We start from the raw sequence: 19,484 nt of genomic DNA, 5'->3' as shown, positions 1-19,484 counted from the left end.
TTGGATCACCACCCTGACCTCGCGGTTAGCTGTTCCCAGAGCCGGAAAACACCGAGAGGACCTGGGAGAATGACAATGAGTGTCGAACTGGACGGGGCGATCGAAGGCGTGGCGGCGGGAGTCCCGTTCGTGGCACTGCCGCCGTCGGACAAGGAGCGCCCGGCGCCGCTGGTGGTCACCTGGCATCTGCTGGGCGCGCCGTTCAGCGAGGCGGCCATGGCGGCGGCGCTGCCGATGCGGGAGCTGCACGCGTGGCGGGTGCACCTCGGGTTGCCGCTGACCGGGAAACGGTTCCCGGAAGGCGGTTTCGAGGGCTTCTTCCGCCTCGCGAGCGAGGACAACGTGCTCAACGTCGTCGAACCGCTCACCAAGCAGGTCGAGGCGGAGTTCCCGGCGGCGGTGGCGGAACTGCGCTCGCGGCTGTCCATTGAGGACGGTCCGGTCGGGCTGGTCGGCGGCTCGCAGGGCGGAGCGGTCGCGTTGCAGATGCTGACCCACGCCGAGATCCCGGTGGCCGCGGCCGCGCTGGTGAACCCGGTGACCCAGCTGGCGCCGGTGATCGCCGCGAACGAGCGGGTCTACGACGTCACCTATCACTGGTCGGACCGGTCCCGCGCGGTCGCGAACGAGTACGACTACGTGCGGCGGGCGGGGGAACTGACCGCGCCGGTGCTGTTCGTCATCGGCGAGGAGGACGACGTCTCGATCACCGAACCCGCCGAAGCGCTGCACAAGGCGCTGGGGGAGCAGCGATCCGAGCTCGTCACCGTCCCGGGGATGGCGCACGGGTTCGCCGAGGCGCCGGGACTCGAACCCGCTCCGCAGACGGAACACGCGAAGCTGATCGACGCCGAGCTCACGCGGTGGTTCGCCCGGCACCTAGCTGTCTGAGGTCGTCGTCCGGCAGCCACGAGCGGTCGGGATCGTAGGCGCACCAACCCTCTTCGTGGCTGGTCCGGCCCGCGAGCGCCAGCAGGCGCCGCAGGGCCGGGCCTTCGCCGCGCCGCCACACCACCGACCACGGGAACAGCGGCGACGGCTCGAAGGGCAGGACCCGCAGGTTGAGGTCGGAGGCGAGGTCCATGTCGGCGCCGGCGAGAGTGACCCGCTGCTTCCCGTAACGAGTCTGTTCCAGGGTGTGCCGGAGGTCGTAGCTGACGCCTGAGTCATCGATCGGGACGTCGAATTCTTTGCATAGGCGTTGCAAATAAGAAAGCCATTCGACCGGGCCGCCCAATTGCGGGATCCAGATGCCTTCGCTCCTGAGATCCGACAGTTTCAGCACCTCGTTGCCTGCCAGCGGATGTTCCGGGGCGAGAAGGGCGACCAAGGGTTCGAGCCGGACGAGCCGGTGATCGAGTTCCGCGGGCACCGCGCGGCCGAGGTCCGCGACGCGGCCGAACGCGAGGTCGATCTCGCCGCGGACCAGCGGGTCGAGGGCGTTGGCCAGCCCGCGCCCGGAAACGCGTTCGACGGCGAGGGCCGGGTCTCGCTGGGCGATACGCCGCAGCATGTACATGGGGGAGAGGCGGGGGTCGATGACGTCGAGGCGGGGCGGGCGGTCTTGCAGGCCCATCGCGGCGACCGCGGCGTCCGCCGCGCGGATCAGCTCGCGCGCGTGCGGGAGGAAGCGGTCACCGTCGGAGGTCAGCTCGACGGACCGGTTGGTGCGCCGGAAGAGCTGGACGGACAGCGCGTCCTCCAGCTTCCGGATCCGCTTCGACAGTGCTTGCTGGGTGAGGAACAAGGAGTCCGCCGCACGACCGAAATGGCCGTGATCCGCGGTCGCGACGAACGCGCGCACCTGAGCCGTGTCGAGATCCACGTGGCACCGTCCTTTCCTGCCCGGACGAGATGAACGGGACTCTCGGTGCAGAGTTTGCCCTGACCGAAGTACATGAAGGCCCCCTTCCCGTACCTAGGCGCAAGGATGGGGTCCTTCATGTACTAAGGAACCACACCACAAGTCACAGAAGCCCCAGAGGTCACAGCACCTCGCGCGGCGGGGTCCAGACGTAGTGAAGGCCTCCTTCCCTACCCTCAAGGTAGGGAAGGAGGCCTTCACGGACATCCGAACCGGCGTTCAGGCGCCCGGTGGGCGCTCCCGTACGACGCAGGTCAGCCGCGCGGTGCAGGATCGGCGCCCCTGGTCGTCGGTCAGCACGATCTCGGCCGTGACGGTGCCGCGTCCGACGTGCACCGGCGTCGCGACGCCGGTCACCCGCCCGGACCGGACCGCCCGATGGTGGGTGCACGAGAGTTCGAGCCCCATCGTCGCCTTGTCGGTGCCGGCGTTGAGCGCGCAGACCATCGAGCCGAGCGCCTCGGCGACGACGGCGTTCGCTCCGCCGTGGAGAAGGCCGTAGGGCTGGAGATTGCCCTCTACCGGGATGCTGCCCACGACGCGTTCGGGGCTGAATTCGCTGATCTCGAGCCCGAGCTTGTCGTTGAGCTGCTGGCCGGCGAAGGCCGGGTCGATCCCGGCGAAGGATTCGAGGGCTTGTTCGGTCACGCAGAGCTCCTTAAACGACACGACAGGTAGGACTGTCAGACCCTCACCCTAGACTCGCTCCCGTGAGCCCGAGTGAGAACACGACCGTTGCCAACGCCACACCCGCCACCGCACAGGCCGAGCGGCCCAAACTGCTGCTGATCGACGGCCATTCGATGGCGTATCGCGCGTTCTTCGCGCTGCCCGCGGAGAACTTCAAGACGAAGACCGGGCAGACGACGAACGCGGTGTTCGGGTTCACCTCGATGCTCATCAACCTGCTGCGGGACGAAGCGCCGACCCATCTCGCGGTGGCGTTCGACCTCTCCCGCAAGACGTTCCGCTCGGAGACGTTCGCGGAGTACAAGGCCAACCGCAGTGCCACCCCGGACGAGTTCAAGGGTCAGGTCGGGCTGGTCGAGGACGTCCTCAAGGTCCTCGGCATCCCCGCGCTGACCAAGGAGAACTACGAAGCCGACGACATCATCGCCACGCTCACGACACAGGCGACCGCCGAAGGCTTCGACGTCCTCATCTGTACGGGCGACCGTGACGCGCTCCAGCTGGTGACCGACCAGGTCACCGTGCTGTACCCGAAGCGCGGCGTGTCGGAGATGACCCGGTTCACCCCGGAGGCGGTCGAGGAGAAGTACGGCCTCACCCCGGCGCAGTACCCGGACTTCGCCGCGCTGCGTGGAGACCCCTCGGACAACCTGCCCAGCATCCCCGGCGTCGGTGAGAAGACGGCCGCGAAGTGGATCAGGCAGTTCGGCTCCTTCAACGAGCTGGTCGACAGGGTCGACGAGGTCAAGGGCAAGGTCGGCGACGCGCTGCGCGAGCACCTCGGCGCCGTGATGCTGAACCGCCAGCTCACCGAGCTGATCCGCGACGTCGAGCTGGAGCTCGGCCCGACAGGTCTCGAGCTGCGCCCCTGGGATCGCGAAGCCGTCCACGCGCTGTTCGACGAGCTCGAGTTCCGCGTCCTGCGTGACCGCCTCTTCGCCACCCTGCAGAGCGCCGAGCCCGAGGCCGAAGAGGGCTTCGAGGTCAGCGGCGCGAAGCTCGACCCGGGCGCGCTCGCCGCCTGGCTTTCCGCGCACACCGGGCAGGACAAGCCGGTCGGCGTGGCGTTCCGTACCACCGGGGCCTCGGTCCGCTCAGACCTGCGGGCCATCAGCTTCGCGGCGGCGGACGGTGAAGGCGCGTATGTCGACGTCACCGCGATGGACGCCGAGGACGACAAGGCGCTCACCGCCTGGCTGGCCGACGAGAAGATCCAGAAGATCGGCCACGAGCTCAAGATCCCGCTGCACGCCGTCCGCGCGCGCGGCTGGGCGTTCGCCGGGCTCGTCATGGACACCGCGCTCGCGGCGTACCTGGTCCGGCCTGGTCAGCGCACCTTCGAGCTCGACGATCTCGCCCTGCGGTACCTGCACCGCGAGCTGCGGTCCGAGGCCGACACCGGCGACGGTCAGCTGTCCCTGCTCGACGGCGGCGGCGCCGAGGATCTGGAGCTCAAGGAGATCCAGGCCGAGCTGGTCAAGGCCCGCGCGGTCGCCGAGCTGGCGGGCGCGCTGACCAAGGAGCTCGAGGAACTGGGCGGTGCGCAGCTGCTCGCCGAGCTGGAACTGCCGCTCTTGCAGGTCATCACCGGGCTCGAAGCCGCGGGTGTCGCGGTCGACATCGAGCACCTGACGGATCTGGAAGCCCACTACCTCAGCCGGGTCACCCAGGCCGCCGACGAGGCGTACGCGGTCATCGGCAAGCAGGTCAACCTCGGTTCGCCGAAGCAGCTCCAGGTGATCCTGTTCGACGAACTCGGCATGCCGAAGACCAAACGCACGAAGACCGGCTACACCACCGACGCCGAGGCCCTGCAGAGCCTGTTCGAGAAGACCGAGCACCCGTTCCTGCAGCATCTGCTGGAGCACCGGGACGCGACCCGGCTGCGCACCACGGTCGAGGGGTTGATCAAGTCGGTCGCCGACGACGGCCGCATCCACACCACGCTGCTGCAGACGATCGCCGCCACCGGACGGCTCTCGTCGGTCGACCCGAACCTGCAGAACATCCCGATCCGCACCGAGGAAGGCCGCCGCATCCGCGACGCCTTCGTCGTCGGGGAGGGATACACCGAGCTGATGACGGCGGACTACAGCCAGATCGAGATGCGGATCATGGCGCACCTCTCGCAGGACGAAGGGCTGATCCAGGCCTTCAACAGCGGTGAGGACCTGCACACGTTCGTGGCGTCGCGCGCGTTCTCGCTGCCGCCGGAGGAGATCACGCCGGAACTGCGGTTCCGCGTCAAGGCGATGTCGTACGGCCTGGCGTACGGGCTTTCGGCGTACGGGCTTTCGCAGCAGCTGCGAATCTCGACCGAAGACGCCAAGGAACAGATGGAGGCGTATTTCTCCCGTTTCGGCGGCGTGCGCGATTACCTCCATTCGGTCGTGGGCGACGCGGCGAAGGTCGGGTACACCGAAACGATCTTCGGCCGCCGCCGGTATTTGCCGGATCTCAACAGTGACAACCGCCAGCGCCGTGAAATGGCCGAGCGGATGGCGCTCAACGCGCCCATCCAGGGCAGTGCGGCCGACATCATCAAGGTCGCCATGCTCAACGTCCACAAGGCGCTGACCGAGGCGAAGCTGAAGAGCCGCGTGCTGCTCCAGGTCCACGACGAGCTCGTCCTCGAGGTCGCCGAAGGCGAGCGCGAGCAGCTGGAAGCGTTGGTGCGCCAAGGAATGGGCTCGGCGTACGAGCTGGCGGTGCCGCTGGAGGTCTCGGTCGGGTACGGCCGTTCCTGGAACGACGCCGCGCATTAGGCCTCGTGAGTGGTAATGACGGTTCTGACCGTCATCACCACTCACGATCGGTAGGGTCTTCCGGGTGACTTCCGAGCGCAGACGCTGGCGGGTGCGGCTGCGCGATCATCGTGGGCGGATCCTGGGTGCCGGGACCATGCTCGACGGTGAACACCTCCTCACCTGCGCTCACGTGATCGAAGGCCACGACGTCGTCACGGTGGATTTCGTGGCGCTTCCCGGTGTGGAGCCCGGAATCGCCACGATCGTCGCGCAGGCGGCGCCCATCGGTGACGACGGCGGGGACGTCGCGCTGCTCCGGTTGAGCCATCCGGAGGAGCAGATCTCCGGCGCCCCGCTTCACCGCACCGCTCTCGAGGACGGCCAGAACGTCCGCGCGTACGGCTTCCCGTGCGGCTCGGACGGCATGTGGTCGCTGGCGACCGTCGTCGGGGACGGTGGGCACGGTCTCGAACGCGTCCAGCTGCACCGGGCTCCCGACGCCGAGCCGATCACGCACGGGTTCAGCGGTTCCGCCGTGATCGCCGACAGGACCGGGCACGTCGTCGGCATGGTCGCGACCCGGTACGCGACCGAGGCCGCCCGCGTCTCCTGGATGATCCCGGTCGAGACCATGCTCGGGTACCTGCCGGAACTGCGCCGCTGGGCCGAGGGCAGCCCGGCGATCGACCCGAGTTTCGTCCATCGTCCCGAACCGCCCGCGATCGACGTGCTGTTCGCCCGCGAATTCGCCCGATGGCTCGGCGGGCACGGCCGCTCGGATGTCTGGGTGATCATCATGGGCGCCGACGATTCCGCCGTCGCGGGCTCGTTGCGCCGCGCCGTCGTCCTCGCCGACCGCGAACACGGCGCGGGGCGGAGCGCGTCCGGGCCGACGGTGCCGCCGGTCGGCAGTGTCGTCCTCGCCGTCGACGCGGTCGGCAAGACCGCCGACGAGGTCCGCCGCCGTATCTCCGAACGGCTCGACGTCGCCGCGGACTCGCCCGCCGGCCGCCATGGGGCGGGCCGGACCGTCGTCGTCTACGGGATCGACGAGTCGGCCGAGCCCGGCAAGCTCGTCGGTGACGTCCTCGTGCCGCTCGCCCAGCGCGCACACGAACTCGGCTTGCGTCTCGCACTGGCCTTCCGTGAGGAGAGTTCGCCGGGGGTGAGCGTGGTCCGGTCGAGCACCGACGTCCTGCCCGCCGACGAGGACGACGTCGAAGGTCGTCTCGCCCTGCTGGAGACCAGACTGGCCGAACTCGCCCGGCTGGAGAAGGACAACCTGAGCGACGCGCCCCGGTTCGCCGACACCCCGGAGGCCCAGGCCCGGGCGCGACGGCTGAAAGGCGCGTTGACGCAACTGCGTTCGGCGGAGCAGGACGGCGAACCCGAGTGGGTGAAACGGCACCTGCCCGCGTGTGAACGGACCGTGGCCAGGGACGCGGAACGCGCCCGCGACCTCCGCCGTCTCCTCGACGAGAACCTCGCCCGGCGCGCGGAACTTCGCGCGCGGCTCGACGCGTACGGCGAGATGGCCCGTAACAGCGGGCTCGTCGAGGACGTCGAACTGGACGCCGCCTACGCTCCCGCCTGGCGGATGCTCTTCGAAGGACCGTGCGACCTCGGGGCCGCGGCGGCCGCCGTCGAGCATTACGCGGACACCGTACGGAAACGGATCGACGGATGACGCAGTGCGGACGAGAAGGCTGCCCGGGTGTGCTCGGCAAGACCGGTTTCTGCAAGGTCTGCGGGCTCCCGCCCGGAACACCGGAAGAGCCCGCGCGGAGGGAAAAGCCGACCCTGGTGATCCCCGGCCCCGGTGAGGCGCCGACCAGGATCGCGAGCACGGTGGTCACCCGTTCCCCGCGGATGGCGGGCCACGCGACCGCCGACGACCGTGTCCCGCTGCCGATCGTCGAACTCCCCGCCGTCGCGGGCCGCCTGCTGACCGAACCGCACGTTCCGGAGGAGGAACGGTTCTGCGGCAAGCACGGTTGCACCACCACCCCGGTCGGCCGCTCGATCGGCGGTGGGCCCGCGCCCGCCGAGGGGTTCTGCCAGGTCTGCCGGACGCCGTTCTCCTTCTCTCCCAAGCTCGCGGCGGGCGACGTGGTCGACGGCCGCTACCACGTACTCGGTTGTGTGGCGCGCGGCGGACTGGGTTTCGTCTACCTGGCAACGGATTCCGGACTCGGCGACAGACGGGTCGCGCTCAAGGGCCTGATCAACACGAACAACACCGCCGCCGTGCGGATCGCCGAGACCGAAAGCCGGGTGCTCACCGCGCTGGACCATCCGAACATCGTCCGGATCCTGGACGTGGTCGAGCACGACGACTTCCGCTACATCGTGATGGAGTTCGTCGACGGGCTTTCCCTGCGGGAGATCAAGAACCGGGGCAGGGCCGGGCTGGATTCCAGCGAGGGACGGCTGCTGGTCGAGCACGTCGTGGCGTACGGACGCGAGATCCTGACCGCGCTCGACTATCTGCACGGCGAGGGCCTGCTGTACTGCGACATGAAGCCGGACAACGTGATCCACGGTGAGAAGCGGATCAAACTCATCGACTTCGGCGCCATCCGCAAGATCGCCGACGACGAAAGCCCGGCGGTCGGAACCGAGCACTATCAGGTGTCGCCGCGGGAACGGGCGAAACACGGGCTCACCGTCCGGTCCGACATCCACACCGTCGGCGTGACGCTGCGGGAGCTCTTCCAGGCCAGCGACGGCTGGTCGGTCACCCCCGACGCACGCGGTGTGCGGTTCGGCATCGAGTCGTTCCTCCGCGTCCTCGACCGCGCGACAGCTCCGTACGAGGAGCGGTTCGCGACCGCGCGAGAGATGCTGGTGCAGCTCGACGGGGTCCTCGGTGAGATCCTTTCCTTGCGGGACAAGCAATCTCGTCCCGCCGGATCGACACTGTTCACCGAAGGAGCGGTCCTGCTCGACGCGGGACTCGGCCAGCCGCCACCCTTGGAGCACTGGACGCGGGGCACTCCCGTCTCGCTCGGCGAACGGCCGACAGCCGCGGAGATCGCCGTCGGCCTGCCGCTGCCGCGTGAGGATCCGGCGGACCCGCAGGTGGACTTCCTCCGCGCCGTCCGCGCGCCCGACGCGGCGCGGTTGCTGAAGAAACTCGACAAGGTGCCCGGTTCGGTCGAGGTCGAGTTCCGCCGCTGCCGGGCGCAGCTGGAACTCGGGGCGAACGTCGAAGGCGCGTTGGCGGTGGCGAGGGCCGAACAGCTGCTCGGCGACCGTGCCCTCCACGACTGGCGGGTGGCGTGGCACCGGGGGCTGCTCGCGCTCGGCGCGGGCGATTTCGCCGCGGCCAAGGAGAAGTTCGCCGCCGTGTACCGCGACATCCCCGGCGAGGAGCCGCCGAAACTCGCGCTGGGCCTCTGCGAGGAGCACCTCAACGGAGCGGCCGCCGCCGAGCGGTACTACGACGCCCTGTGGGTGCGGGACCGGTCCCAGGTCAGTGCCGCGTTCGGGCTCGCGCGGGTCCGGCTGCTGCGCGGCAACCGTGCCGCCGCGGTCGAGATCCTCGACCAGGTCCCGGAATTCTCGCGCTACGACGAGGCCGCGCGGATCGCGGGGGTGCGGGTGCTGTCCGCGCCGATGCCGGGGACCGGGGACCTCCCGCTGTCGGCCGAACTCGACGACGCCGTGGTCCGGCTGACCGCTTTGGACCTCGACGGCGACGCCCTCGACAGGCTGGTGACGGCCGTGCGGGAGACCGGGCTCGCGGGGGTGCTCCTCGGGCAGGACGGGATCACCGACGGCGCGATCCTGCGCGCGGGCGAGACGGGTGCTCGCACGGTACTGGACAAGTCCTACCGGCGGCTCGCCCATCACGCGCCCGCGCCCGGACCGCACGACGTCCTGATCGATCTCGCCAACTCGGTGAGACCGGTGACCCTGGTGTGAAGAGGGAGCGATCGATGAGCGGGGAACCGAGCCTGGGCCTCGAAGTGCACCAGAACAAGTTCCTGGCCGAGGGCGACCGGGCGATGACCGCGATCGTCCGGGTCGTCTCACGTGGCGGCGAGGCGACCGTCGCCAGGACGGCCGCCGAGGTCCTGATGATCGACTGCTCCAGCTCGATGCGCTTCCCCAGCACCAAGATCGGCGAGGCCCGGCGAGCGGCCGCGGCCGCCATCGACGTCCTTCCCGACGGCGTGCGGTTCGCCGTCATCCAGGGCACTGACCGCGCGAAGATGATCTACCCGGCCGAGGACGGCTTGGTGACGGCCTCCGGGCAGACCAGGGCGGAGGCGCGCGCCGCTGTCGAGCACCTCGCGGCTGTCGGCGGCACCGCGATGGGCGCCTGGCTCGCCAAGGCACGCGACCTCTTCGAAGGTGTGCCCGACGCGGTGCGCCACGCGATCCTCCTCACCGACGGCCGCAACGATTCGCAGACCAGGGCCGACCTGATGAGCGTGCTGAACAGCTGCGAGGGCCGGTTCGTCTGCGACGCCAGGGGGATCGGCGACGGTTGGGAACCCGCCGAACTCACCCAGATCGGCAGGGTGCTGCGCGGGAACGTCGACTCCGTCGTCGAGGACGACGCGCTCGCCGAGGACTTCCGGCAGCTCGTCGAGAGCGCGATGACGAAGGTGCTGCCCGAGGTCCGGTTGCGCATCGGCACGATGCCGTTCAGCAGGCTGCGGTCGGTCAAGCAGGTGTTCCCGGACGAGTACGACCTCACCGACCGGTGCCAGGAGATCGCCGTCCGCGAGGTGGAGCTCTCGCTCGGTTCGTTCGCGAACGAGGAGACGCGGGACTACCAGCTGATCCTCGATCTCGATCCCGACCTCGAACCCAGCCACGGCCAAGATCGTCAGCTGGCGTGGACGGAGCTCGTGCCCCTTCCGGGGGCCACGGCCGAGGAAGACGCGCTGGCCATCGCGGGGCGGTGGACCCACGATCCGATCCCGCCGACGCTCGTTCACCCGATGGTCTCGAAGTACGCCGCCCAGGCCGATCTCGGTGAGGCGCTGACAGCCGGTGGCGACGCCTACGCGGCAGGCGACCGGGCCGGGGCCGAACAGGATTGGGGCCGGGCTGTCGCGTTGGCCACCGCCGCGGGTGACGAAGAGACGCTCAGCCGTCTCGCGGGGGTCGTGGAGATCGTCGACGCGGAGAAGGGTGCCGTGCGCCTGCGCGAGGACGCGACGCGCAGCCACGCCTTGCACGTCGTCATCCCGTCGAGGGTTTCGGAAATCGCTTCGGGGCAGGAGGATCGGCCGATGTCCGAATCCGCCGACGCGCCGCCTGCCACCTGCGCCGTCTGTCCCGCGCTGTCCCCGGCCGGGGCGAACTTCTGTGTCGGCTGCGGGACACCGTTCGACGAGGCGGTTTCGTGACGGCGACCCGGGTGCGGCTGGTGCGGCTCCGCACCGCCCTGCTGGCGCTCACCCTCGCTGTCCTGGTGGTCTCGCTGTGGGCGTTCCACAGTGTCCAGAGCACGGCGGAGACCGTCCGGGACCGGACTTCGCAGGCGGTGCTCGAAGTGACCGCCGCGCGGGCCGCGCTGGTGGCCGCGGACGCCGCCGCGATCACCAGTTTCGCCTCCGGTGAGGCGAAACTGGCGGGACCGGGGCAGGAGTATTCGAATCAGCTGGCGCTGGCGAGCCAGAGTCTCGCGCGGGTCGCGGAGTTCAACCAGGCGGGTGAGGCGGGCGGTAACGCGCTGCAGGTGGTGGAAAGCCAGGTCGCGGCCTACTCGGGCTCCATCGGACAGGCCGACGTGCACTTCCGCCAGCCCGACGCCGCCGTGCTGGGCGCCGTCGACCTCTGGCACGCCTCACGGCTGCTGCATGCCTCCGGCGGTGTCCTGGAGGAGCTGGAATCGTTGCAGGGCAAGCAACGTGAGGCGCTGAACCGGCAGCTGTCGTCGACCGGGATGAGTCTCGCGATGCTTCCGCTGTGGCTCCTGCCGGTGCTGGCCCTGCTGGCGCTCCTGGTGCTCACCCAGCTGTACCTCAAGAAACGCTTCCGCCGCGTGGTCAACCTCCCGCTGCTCGCCGCGACCGTACTGGTCGCCGCGATCGGGGTGGCGCTGGTGTTCACCTTGATCAGCCGTGACCGCCTGGACTCGGTCGGGGAGCGGCTCGACGGTGTCGCCGACGCGCGGGGCGCGCAGATCCAGGCGGCCGACGACCTCGGTCAGCGACGGCTCGCCGACCTGCTGACCGGGTACTGCGACGAGGAGCAGGGATGCGGTGTGACCGCCGACGAATTCCGGGCGAAGACCCGCCAGGCCACCACCGTGGCGACGGACAACACGCGGGTGGTCACCGCCGGCGCGAAGGCCGTGGCGGCCGACGCCTCCGGGGCGGCCGAAACCGGTGGACGGGAGTTCCTGATCCCGGCGGGCACCTTGCTCGCCGGCGGGCTGGTCCTGCTCGGACTGCACGCCCGTGTCGAGGAATACCGGTACCGCCGATGAAACGGTTGCTGGCCGTGGTGATGGCGCTGTCGCTGCTCGCGGGCGGGTGTTCGGCGTCGGACGACGCCGGGCCGGTCGTCGTCCTCGCGTCGTGGACCGGTCCCGAGGAGAAGGCGTTCCGTCAGGTGCTGGACGCCTTCAAGGCCGACACCGGGATCGACTACCTCTATCAGGGCACCCGTGCCGTCGACCAGGTCCTCGCCTCGGACGTCCAGCGCGGCACGCCGCCGCACGTGGCCGTCCTGCCCAATGCCGGGGTGCTGGCGAAGTACCAGAAGTCGGGCGACCTCCTGCCGCTCGACGAAGACCTCTCCGCCGCCGTGACCCGGTCTTTCAGCCCGCAATGGGTCGCCTTGCAGAAGATCGGCACGCAGAAGCTGTACGCGGTCGCGGTGAAGGCCGATCTCAAGAGCGTGATCTGGTACAACCCGGCCCGGCTGACCGGGATCCGCCCGACGACGTTCGACGGCCTCCGCGCGTTCGCCGCCGGACTGACGGCGGCGGGCGGCACGCCGTGGTGTGTCGGCATGGGCGCCCCGCCCACCTCGGGCTGGCCCGGAACCGACTGGATCGAGGACATCCTGCTGCACTCGGCCGGGCCCGACAAGTACTGGCGATGGGCTTCCGGCAGTCTGAAGTGGACGTCGCCGGAGGTCAAACAGGCTTGGCTGGACTGGGGTTCCGTGCTCGAACCCACCGCGATCCGCGGCGGGACCGCGGCCGCGCTGCTGACCGACTTCGGCGACGCGGGCAAGCCGATGTTCACCGAACCGCCGGGCTGCGTGCTCGAACACCAGGCGTCGTTCATCATGAGTCGTTACCAGAACGCCAAGCGGCCCGACGGGACCTTTCCCAAGCCCGGCACCGATTTCGACTTCCTCACCTTCCCCGGCCGTGACGTCTCCGAGGTCTCCGCCGACCTGGCGGGCATGTTCCAGGACACCCCGCGGGCGCGGAAGCTGATCGAATACCTGGCTTCGGAGAAGGCACAGCGGATCTGGCCGTCGATTCCCCGCGCGAACGCGTTCTCGGCGAACCGGAAGCTCGGCCTCGACGTCTACCCGGACCAGGTGAGCCGGAAGGTCGCGGACACGATCACCTCGGGTTCCACCCTGTGCTTCGACGCCTCCGACCTGATGCCCGCGTCGATGACCGGCGCGTTCCATCGTGCCGTCCTGGAGTACCTGAGCAACCGGGACAGGCTGGACATCCTGCTGAAACAGCTGGACGACGTCCAGACGAGCATCCAGCCCGGCGAGTGGCTGAGAATCGAATGCGGACAGTGAAGGAGCACCGGTGAACGACCTGGCACGGTTCCCGCTCGAAGGCGGCGGTTCGGTGGTCGTCGAGGTCGACCCCGTCCCCGGCACCTCCCGCGTCTCCCGGCGTGACGACCTCGTCGAGGACGCCAAAGGATCGTTCGAGGCGGCGCTCGAGAACGTGAAGGACGCGGCCGTGGCGGCGCTCGACACCTTCCGGTCGATGACCAGGGGACCGGACGAGGTCGAGCTCAAATTCGGTGTCAAGCTGACCGCGCAGGCGGGCGCGGTGATCGCCAAAACGGGGCTGGAGGGGAACTTCGAGGTCAAGCTGAAGTGGGTCCGGGAGATCAGCGACCCGGAGACCCCTTAGCGTCCCAGGCCCCGGATCAGCACCATCACCGATTCCCGGACATCGGCCCGCGTCCGCTTCGGCTGGAACACCTGCCAGTCCAGCGCGACCACCAGCATCGTGCCGAACAACCCGGCCGCGGCCGTCTGGATCTGGACGCCGTCGGGCAGCCGCCCGGCGGCGTCCAGCCGGTGGAGTTGTTCGCGCACGATCGAGATGATCTCCTCGCGCAGCAACGTCAGCGTCTCGTGCCACGTGCCCGGTGTGCGCCACATCTCGCTCACCAGGATCTGCGAAAAACCGGGGTATTCGGCGATGAACTCCAGCGCACCGTCCACTTGAGACTCGATGACATCCATCGGGTCGCCGTCTCCGGTGGCCGTGCGCAGCCGCTCCGCGAGCACGCCGACGCCGTAGCGCAGCAGCGCGTCGACGAGACCGTCTTTGCTGCCGAAGTTGTAGTAGACGGTGCCCTTGGCGACCTTCGCCTCGGCCGCGATGTCGTCCACCGTCAGCCCGACGAGGCCGCGGCTGGCGGACAGCCGCAGCGTCGCTTCGAACAGCTTCTGCTTCGTCGCCTCACCCCGGGTGGTCACAACGCCAGCTCGGGTTTCAGCGCCGAAACCGTCCAGGTGCGCCGTTTTCGCGCGGCCAGCGTCGAAACCAGGATCGCGCCGACGAGATACGCGACCAGCACACCGATGTCACCGAGGATCTTCATCGACGCGCCACTGTAGAGCAGATGCCGGAACCCGTCGATCGCGTAACCCATCGGCAGCACGATGTGCAACGGGTACAGCGCGTCCGGGATCGTCTGCCACGGGAACGTGCCGCCCGCGCTCACCAGCTGAAGCACCAGCAGTACCAGACCGAGGAACTTCCCGACAGCGCCGAAGAACGCGTTGAGCGCGTGCACCACGGCGGTGAAGGTGAGCGACACCAGCACGGCGAACCCGATCGCGCCGAGCGGATGCGCGACGTCGATGCCGACCAGCCACGTCACCGCGCCGAACAGCACGATCACCTGCGCGATCCCCAGCAGGGCCGAGGCGAGCCAGCCGCCGAGCGCGACCTTGAACGGCGACGCGCCGGCGGTCAGCGCGCGGGTCGAAAGCGGGCGCAGCAACAGGAACAGCACGAAAGCGCCGATCCAGGTCGCGAGCGAGATGAAGAACGGGGCGAGACCCGCGCCGTACGTCCCGGCCGAGGCGACGCCGGAGGAGCTGACCGCGACCGGGTCGGCGATGGTGTTGGCGGTGGCCGCCCGCGTGGGGTCGTCGGGGTTCGGGATCTCCTTGAGCCCGGCGGCGAGGCCGTCACGCAGCTGCACCGCGCCGTCGGCCAGCTGGTTCGTGCCGGTGACCGCGGACTTCTCGCCGTCGTTCAGCTTCGCCGCGCCGTCGCGGATCTGGTTCGACGCGTCGGCCGCCTGCGCGATCCCGTTGGTGAGCTGCGGCGTCGCCGAGGCCAGCTGCTTCGCGCCGTCGGACACCTGCCGCGCGCCGGACGCGAGCTGGGTGAGCTGGCTGTTCGCGCCCTGGATCTTCGTGTTGGCCTGGTCCACCGGCGACCGGAGGGTGTCGAGGCGGCTCAGGATCTCCTGGACCTTCGCCTCCGGGACTTCGGCGTTGCGCAGATCCTGCGCGAGCTGGGTGCGGTAGCCGTCGAGTTTGGTCTGGATGTCGCCGGACGCCGTCGCCGCGAGCGAGGCCGCGTCGGCGACCTTCTGGTTCCCGTCGGCGACCTGACCGGCGCCGTCGGCGAGCTTCTGGGTCTGAGCGGGCAGCTGGGCGGTGCTCGATTTCAGGGTGCCGAGCCCGGTCGCCAGTTGTGAGCTGCCGGAGGCGAGCTGGGACGCGCCGTCGGCCAGCTGCTGCTGGCCCGATTTGAGTTTGCCCGCGCCGTCGGCGAGCTGTGAGGCGCCCGTCGACGCCTCCTGGATCTTGCCGTAGATCGTGGAGAAGCCGACCAGGAACTTGTCCGCGGCCTCGCTGCCGACCTTCTCCGCGATCGTCTTGCGGACCTGTTCGGCCACCTGTTTCGCGATGGTGCCCGACAGGTAGTTGTTGGCGTCGTTGGTGGTCAGCGTGATCGTCGCCTGCTGCGGCTGGAAGTTGCCCGAGGACAGCAGCGCGGCGGAGAAGTCGCGCGGGATGCCGATGGCGAACGAGTAGGTGTCGTCGCGGACGCCCTTGGCGGCCTCCTCCTGGGAGACCTCGTGCCACTGGAAGGTGCCGGACTTGACCAGCTCGTCGGTGACCTCGCGGCCGACATTGCGTTCCGCCCCGGCCGAGTCCTTCGCGCCGGCGTCGGAGGTGAAGACGGCGGCGGGCAGTTTGTCGAGGCGCGAGTACGGGTCGAAGTTCGCGTAGAGGTAGAAGGACGCGTAGAGCAGCGGCACCAGGACGAGTGCGGCCATGGCGAGCTTCGGCAGGGTGCCGCTGCTCAGCCGGCGCAGCTCGTTGGCGGCGATCCGGACGGGGTTCATTCCTGGTCTCCTGAAGTCTCTTCGGTTCCGTCCGGCTCCGCCTCTGGCTCGAGAGGCGCGCAGCGCACGGGGTCGGGCTGCTCGAGGGCGCCGCAGAGGGCGGGCTTCTCCGGCAGGGCCGAAAGCGGGGTGGTGGCGGTCAGCACGATGACGGCGAGGCCGCGCTCGGCGTGCTCGCGGGCGAGCCGCGCCCAGCTGTCGACGTCGCTGGTGTGCCTGTCCGGGGTGTCGAGCACGAGGACGCCGACGTCCTCGCGGCCCGCGGCGAGCGCGGTGAGCAGCCGGGTGCGCGTCACCGCTTCGATGTTCTCGAAGCGGGTGGTGGCGAAGGCGGCGGCGTCGTGCTCGGCCAGCCAGCTCGCGACGGCGGCCTTGTTCGACGGCCGCTTCGCCAGTTCGAGTTCCTCACCGACGACGACCTGCAGCGACAGCGCGCCGTCCGGCTCGCTCACGCCGGGGGCGTCGACGATCGCCACGACCTTGTGCGGGTCACCGCCTTCGACGGTCACCGTCCCGGTTGCGGGCTTCAATCTGCCCGCCAGCGCCAGCCCGAAGGCCGTGACGCCCACTCCTGGCTCGCCGTGCACGATCGCCAGCTCACCACCCGAAACGGTGAGCGAAGTAGGCGACAGCAACGTGCCGTGGGGTCCGGTGACGGACACCCTGTCGGCTTGAACCCGCACGAAGAACTCCCAGGTCGGTGACTCGCGGAACTTTTAAACTGACTGGTCAGTTCAAAAGTTAGCCCTGACCTGGGAGGTGCACAACCGCGCGCGGCCCACGTCACACGCAAGGGTGACGAAACCGCCGCAAACCGGACTCGTCAGCGCAAGGCCGAGGCCGGATGGACCTCCCAGGACGTCCACAGTGGACGATAACCCTGCCGGTGCCAGAACACCGAAGAAAGCGGGTTGGTCGGGTTGTAGTAGAGGTAGGTGCCGCTCGCGCCGTCGGCGGAGAACTCCTTGTGCACCACGGCCATCAAAGTCCGGCCGAGGCCGCTCCCGCGCAGGCCCGGCACGGTGACGACGTTGTTGACGTAACCCCAGCGGCCGAGGGGGAGGAGTTCGGCCTCGGCCGACCCGGGTGACGACGTGATCCAGGCGGCGTGCGCGAACGCGGCGGTCATTCCGTCCCGCTCGGCCAGCCACAACAGCGGGTCTTCCTTGTCGAGGGCTTGTTCCAGCGCCGGGGCGAGCAGTTCGGCGGCGTTCGAGCGACGGCGGGTGGCGACCTGGCCGATGTAGTCGTGCGTCGACACGGCCATCGCGAGCACTTCCTCGAAGTCTTCCGCCCGCGCCCGGCGGACGGTCACGTCGTTTTCGGCCGCGTCGTCGTGGGCGCCGCCAGTGCGCACGGCGAGCGCGGACATCGGCACCAGCCCGTGGTCGAGGAAGGCTCGGATCGCCTCGGCGTCCCGGCTCGGCCAATTGACCACGCAGGACGAATCCTCGCCGGGGGACTCGGCGTCCAGCCACGTCCGCCACGCGCGCAGCAGCACGTCCATCCCCTCGGTGCCGGTGTCCCCGATGAACGGGAACAGCTGGCGCGCGTCGGCCGCCGACCAGAGCAGGGGGACGTCGTCCGGGCCGTGCAGTTGACGCTGCACCACGCCGGTGACCTGGACACCCGCCGCCGTGGCGGCGTCCACGCGCTCGCCCGCGACCGGGGCGGGGGCGGCTTCGGGCAGCAGCCTGTCGATCGCCGAGAACCGCGCCCGGTGCGCGTCGAACAGTGTCTTTTCGATTTCCATCCCGCCCCCAGGGTCGACCGCCACCGCTACCTCAGAGCAGAGGCGGGGCTCACCGCCCACGTCGTCCACAGAGGACGATAACCCTGCCGGTGCCAGAACACCGGGGAAAGCGGATTGGCCGGATTGTACGAGACGAAGGTACCGCGCAGCGACGGCGAGAACAGCTCGTCGTGCGCGACGGCGGTCAGTGCGCGGCCGATCCCGCGGCCCCGCGCGGCCGTGGTGACCGCGAGCGTGCCGACGTAGCCCCACTCGCCGGGCGGCAGCCGTCCGGCGAGCGCGTCACCGGGGAGCGGCGAGCGCTTTCCGCCGCTCACCATCCCCACCGTGACACCTTCTTCTTCGGCGATCCAGACGCGGCCGCCGAACTGCAATCCGCGCCGGACCTCTTCCGCGAGCAGGGCCTTGGCCCCGGGCCGGACGACGCCGTGGCCGACGAACGAGGTGTAGCGGAGTTCTTCGAACCGCAGGTCGACGATCTCCTCCAGATCGCCGCCGGAGGATTCCCGGACGGTCACGCCGGGCACGGCGTGCGCCTCGCCCAAGGCGGGCGCGCGGACGGCCAGCGCCAGTTGCGGCGCGAGCCCGTGGTCGAGCAGGGCGCGCGCGACCACGACGTCACGACTGGGCCAGGTGACCGTGCACGACGAATCGGGTTCGGCGTCGGCGCGGGCGATCCGCTCACGCCAGGCGGAGAGCAGCGCGCTCATGCCCGCGCCGGCGTCACGGGGGAGGATCGCGGTGAGGATCTGCAGGTGCGCCGGGCTCCAGAGCCGCTGCCAGGAACCCGCCGCGAACCGCACGTGCGCGACCGTCCCGGCGGCGCCGCCCGCTTCGACGGGCTCGCCGGGCGGAAGCGGCGGCGGCGACGGGAGCAGCGGGTCGAGCGCGGCGAACCGGGCTCGCTGCAGCGCCGCCGTCGAGGTCATCCCCGCTGGGTGCAGAAGATCGCGGTGCCGGGGAACAGCTTGCCGCGCAACGGGCTCCACTGTCCCCAGGTGCGGGAGTGACCCTCCGGCCAGGCGGGCTCGATGAGGTCCGTCAGCGCGAAACCCGCGTCGGCGAGCGCGCGGACGTAGTCGCCGATGGTGCGGTGGTACTCGACGTAGGTCGCGACACCCTCTTCGTCGACCTCGACGTACGGCGTGCGGTCGAAGTACGGCTGGGTGACGGTGAGCCCCTGCGGCCCGGGGTCGTCGGGGAAGATCCAGCGCATCGGATGGGTCACCGAGAACACCCAGCGGGAACCCGGCCGGAGCACCCGGTGCACCTCGGCGAACACGACGTCCACCGACGCCACGAACGGGACGGCGCCGAAGGCCGAACAAGCCGCGTCGAAGCTCGCGTCCGCGAACGGGAGCGACTCCGCAGTCGCCTGCACGAGCGGGACGACGGGACCGGTCCGCTCGTTGCCCTCCCTGGCGTGGCGGAGCATGCCCGCCGACAGATCGGTGGCGACCGCGTCGGCGCCCCGCGCGGCGAGCCAGCGCGAGCAGGCCGCCTGCCCGCAGCCGATCTCCAGGATCCGCTTGCCGCCGACTTCACCCAGAAGTGCGACATCGGCCTCGCGGACGCCCTCGGGGCACCAGACGAAGTCCGCGTCGCCGAGGAAGCCGCCGTGGGTCGCTTGGTAGTCGTCGGCGTCGGCGTCCCACCACGCCAGGTTCGCGGCCGTCGCCTCGGGTGCCGAGACCGCCCGATAGGCGACCCCCGCGGTGCCGAGCCGCTCCTCGGCCTGCGCGTGCCTTTCGGCCGCCGTCTGCTGCTCGGTCGCGGACTGCTGACTCAAACCGATATCCTTTCCCCAGGTCAGGGCTTCGCGGGACAGTTTATCCGCCCGCCGTGATCTCGGGGGCGACCCTGATTGTGCCGTGTACAGG

The 19,484-nt window shown here is 69.9% G+C and carries 16 protein-coding genes; 8 read left to right on the top strand and 8 right to left on the bottom strand.

Features of this window, described 5'->3' with window-relative positions; genetic code table 11:
- The first annotated feature begins 69 nt into the window (after positions 1-69).
- Positions 70-891 carry an alpha/beta hydrolase family protein gene (locus HDA45_RS05290; protein WP_184892387.1) on the top strand — a complete coding sequence of 274 codons (822 nt, stop codon included), beginning with the start codon at positions 70-72 and terminating at the stop codon, positions 889-891.
- Here HDA45_RS05290 and HDA45_RS05285 read toward each other — a convergent pair.
- Complete coding sequence (locus tag HDA45_RS05285) at positions 857-1,825, bottom strand: LysR family transcriptional regulator (protein WP_184892385.1); 969 nt, start codon at positions 1,823-1,825, stop codon at positions 857-859. The two genes, HDA45_RS05290 and HDA45_RS05285, sit on opposite strands and share 35 nt — an antisense overlap.
- Before the next feature lie 258 nt (positions 1,826-2,083).
- Positions 2,084-2,512, bottom strand: coding sequence for a hotdog fold thioesterase (locus HDA45_RS05280; protein ID WP_184892383.1), 429 nt, complete (start codon positions 2,510-2,512; stop codon positions 2,084-2,086).
- A 62-nt stretch (positions 2,513-2,574) separates the two neighbouring features.
- Between HDA45_RS05280 and polA the strand changes: the two genes are divergently transcribed.
- From polA to HDA45_RS05245, 7 genes are all read left to right on the top strand, one after another.
- Complete coding sequence (gene polA, locus HDA45_RS05275) at positions 2,575-5,319, top strand: DNA polymerase I (RefSeq protein WP_184892381.1); 2,745 nt, start codon at positions 2,575-2,577, stop codon at positions 5,317-5,319.
- Positions 5,320-5,383: 64 nt separating this feature from the next.
- Positions 5,384-6,988 (top strand): trypsin-like peptidase domain-containing protein, encoded by a 1,605-nt coding sequence (locus HDA45_RS05270; protein ID WP_343071985.1) that lies wholly within the window; start codon positions 5,384-5,386, stop codon positions 6,986-6,988.
- The gene (locus tag HDA45_RS05265) at positions 6,985-9,228 is read left to right on the top strand and encodes a serine/threonine-protein kinase (RefSeq protein WP_184892379.1); all 2,244 of its coding nucleotides are present in this window, start codon (positions 6,985-6,987) and stop codon (positions 9,226-9,228) included. Before HDA45_RS05270 ends, HDA45_RS05265 begins: the two co-directional genes overlap by 4 nt.
- Positions 9,229-9,242: 14 nt before the next feature.
- Positions 9,243-10,667, top strand: coding sequence for a VWA domain-containing protein (locus HDA45_RS05260; protein WP_184892377.1), 1,425 nt, complete (start codon positions 9,243-9,245; stop codon positions 10,665-10,667).
- On the top strand, positions 10,664-11,752 hold the full coding sequence (locus HDA45_RS05255; RefSeq protein ID WP_184892375.1) for a hypothetical protein: 1,089 nt from the start codon (positions 10,664-10,666) through the stop codon (positions 11,750-11,752). The genes HDA45_RS05260 and HDA45_RS05255 overlap by 4 nt, the downstream gene beginning before the upstream one ends.
- Positions 11,749-13,038 (top strand): ABC transporter substrate-binding protein, encoded by a 1,290-nt coding sequence (locus HDA45_RS05250; protein ID WP_184892373.1) that lies wholly within the window; start codon positions 11,749-11,751, stop codon positions 13,036-13,038. The genes HDA45_RS05255 and HDA45_RS05250 overlap by 4 nt, the downstream gene beginning before the upstream one ends.
- Before the next feature lie 10 nt (positions 13,039-13,048).
- On the top strand, positions 13,049-13,384 hold the full coding sequence (locus HDA45_RS05245) for a CU044_2847 family protein (protein WP_184892371.1): 336 nt from the start codon (positions 13,049-13,051) through the stop codon (positions 13,382-13,384).
- Here HDA45_RS05245 and HDA45_RS05240 read toward each other — a convergent pair.
- The 6 genes from HDA45_RS05240 to HDA45_RS05215 all read right to left on the bottom strand — a co-directional run bounded on the left by HDA45_RS05240 (position 13,381) and on the right by HDA45_RS05215 (position 19,393).
- Complete coding sequence (locus HDA45_RS05240) at positions 13,381-13,959, bottom strand: TetR family transcriptional regulator (RefSeq protein ID WP_184892369.1); 579 nt, start codon at positions 13,957-13,959, stop codon at positions 13,381-13,383. The two genes, HDA45_RS05245 and HDA45_RS05240, sit on opposite strands and share 4 nt — an antisense overlap.
- Positions 13,956-15,851, bottom strand: a complete 1,896-nt coding sequence (locus HDA45_RS05235; RefSeq protein WP_184892367.1) for a YhgE/Pip domain-containing protein — start codon at positions 15,849-15,851, stop codon at positions 13,956-13,958. The genes HDA45_RS05240 and HDA45_RS05235 overlap by 4 nt, the downstream gene beginning before the upstream one ends.
- Positions 15,848-16,534, bottom strand: coding sequence for a P-loop NTPase family protein (locus HDA45_RS05230; RefSeq protein ID WP_184892365.1), 687 nt, complete (start codon positions 16,532-16,534; stop codon positions 15,848-15,850). The genes HDA45_RS05235 and HDA45_RS05230 overlap by 4 nt, the downstream gene beginning before the upstream one ends.
- 140 nt (positions 16,535-16,674) lie before the next feature.
- Positions 16,675-17,604, bottom strand: coding sequence for a GNAT family N-acetyltransferase (locus tag HDA45_RS05225; protein ID WP_184892362.1), 930 nt, complete (start codon positions 17,602-17,604; stop codon positions 16,675-16,677).
- Positions 17,605-17,630: 26 nt separating this feature from the next.
- The gene (locus tag HDA45_RS05220; RefSeq protein WP_184892360.1) at positions 17,631-18,533 is read right to left on the bottom strand and encodes a GNAT family N-acetyltransferase; all 903 of its coding nucleotides are present in this window, start codon (positions 18,531-18,533) and stop codon (positions 17,631-17,633) included.
- Complete coding sequence (locus tag HDA45_RS05215; RefSeq protein WP_184892358.1) at positions 18,530-19,393, bottom strand: class I SAM-dependent methyltransferase; 864 nt, start codon at positions 19,391-19,393, stop codon at positions 18,530-18,532. Before HDA45_RS05215 ends, HDA45_RS05220 begins: the two co-directional genes overlap by 4 nt.
- Positions 19,394-19,484 lie beyond the last annotated feature (91 nt).

The sequence above is a fragment of the Amycolatopsis umgeniensis genome (assembly GCF_014205155.1).
Taxonomy (GTDB): Bacteria; Actinomycetota; Actinomycetes; order Mycobacteriales; family Pseudonocardiaceae; genus Amycolatopsis; species Amycolatopsis umgeniensis.
The sequence above is the reverse complement of the archived record's forward strand: the minus strand, read 5'-3'. Positions and strand labels throughout refer to the sequence as shown.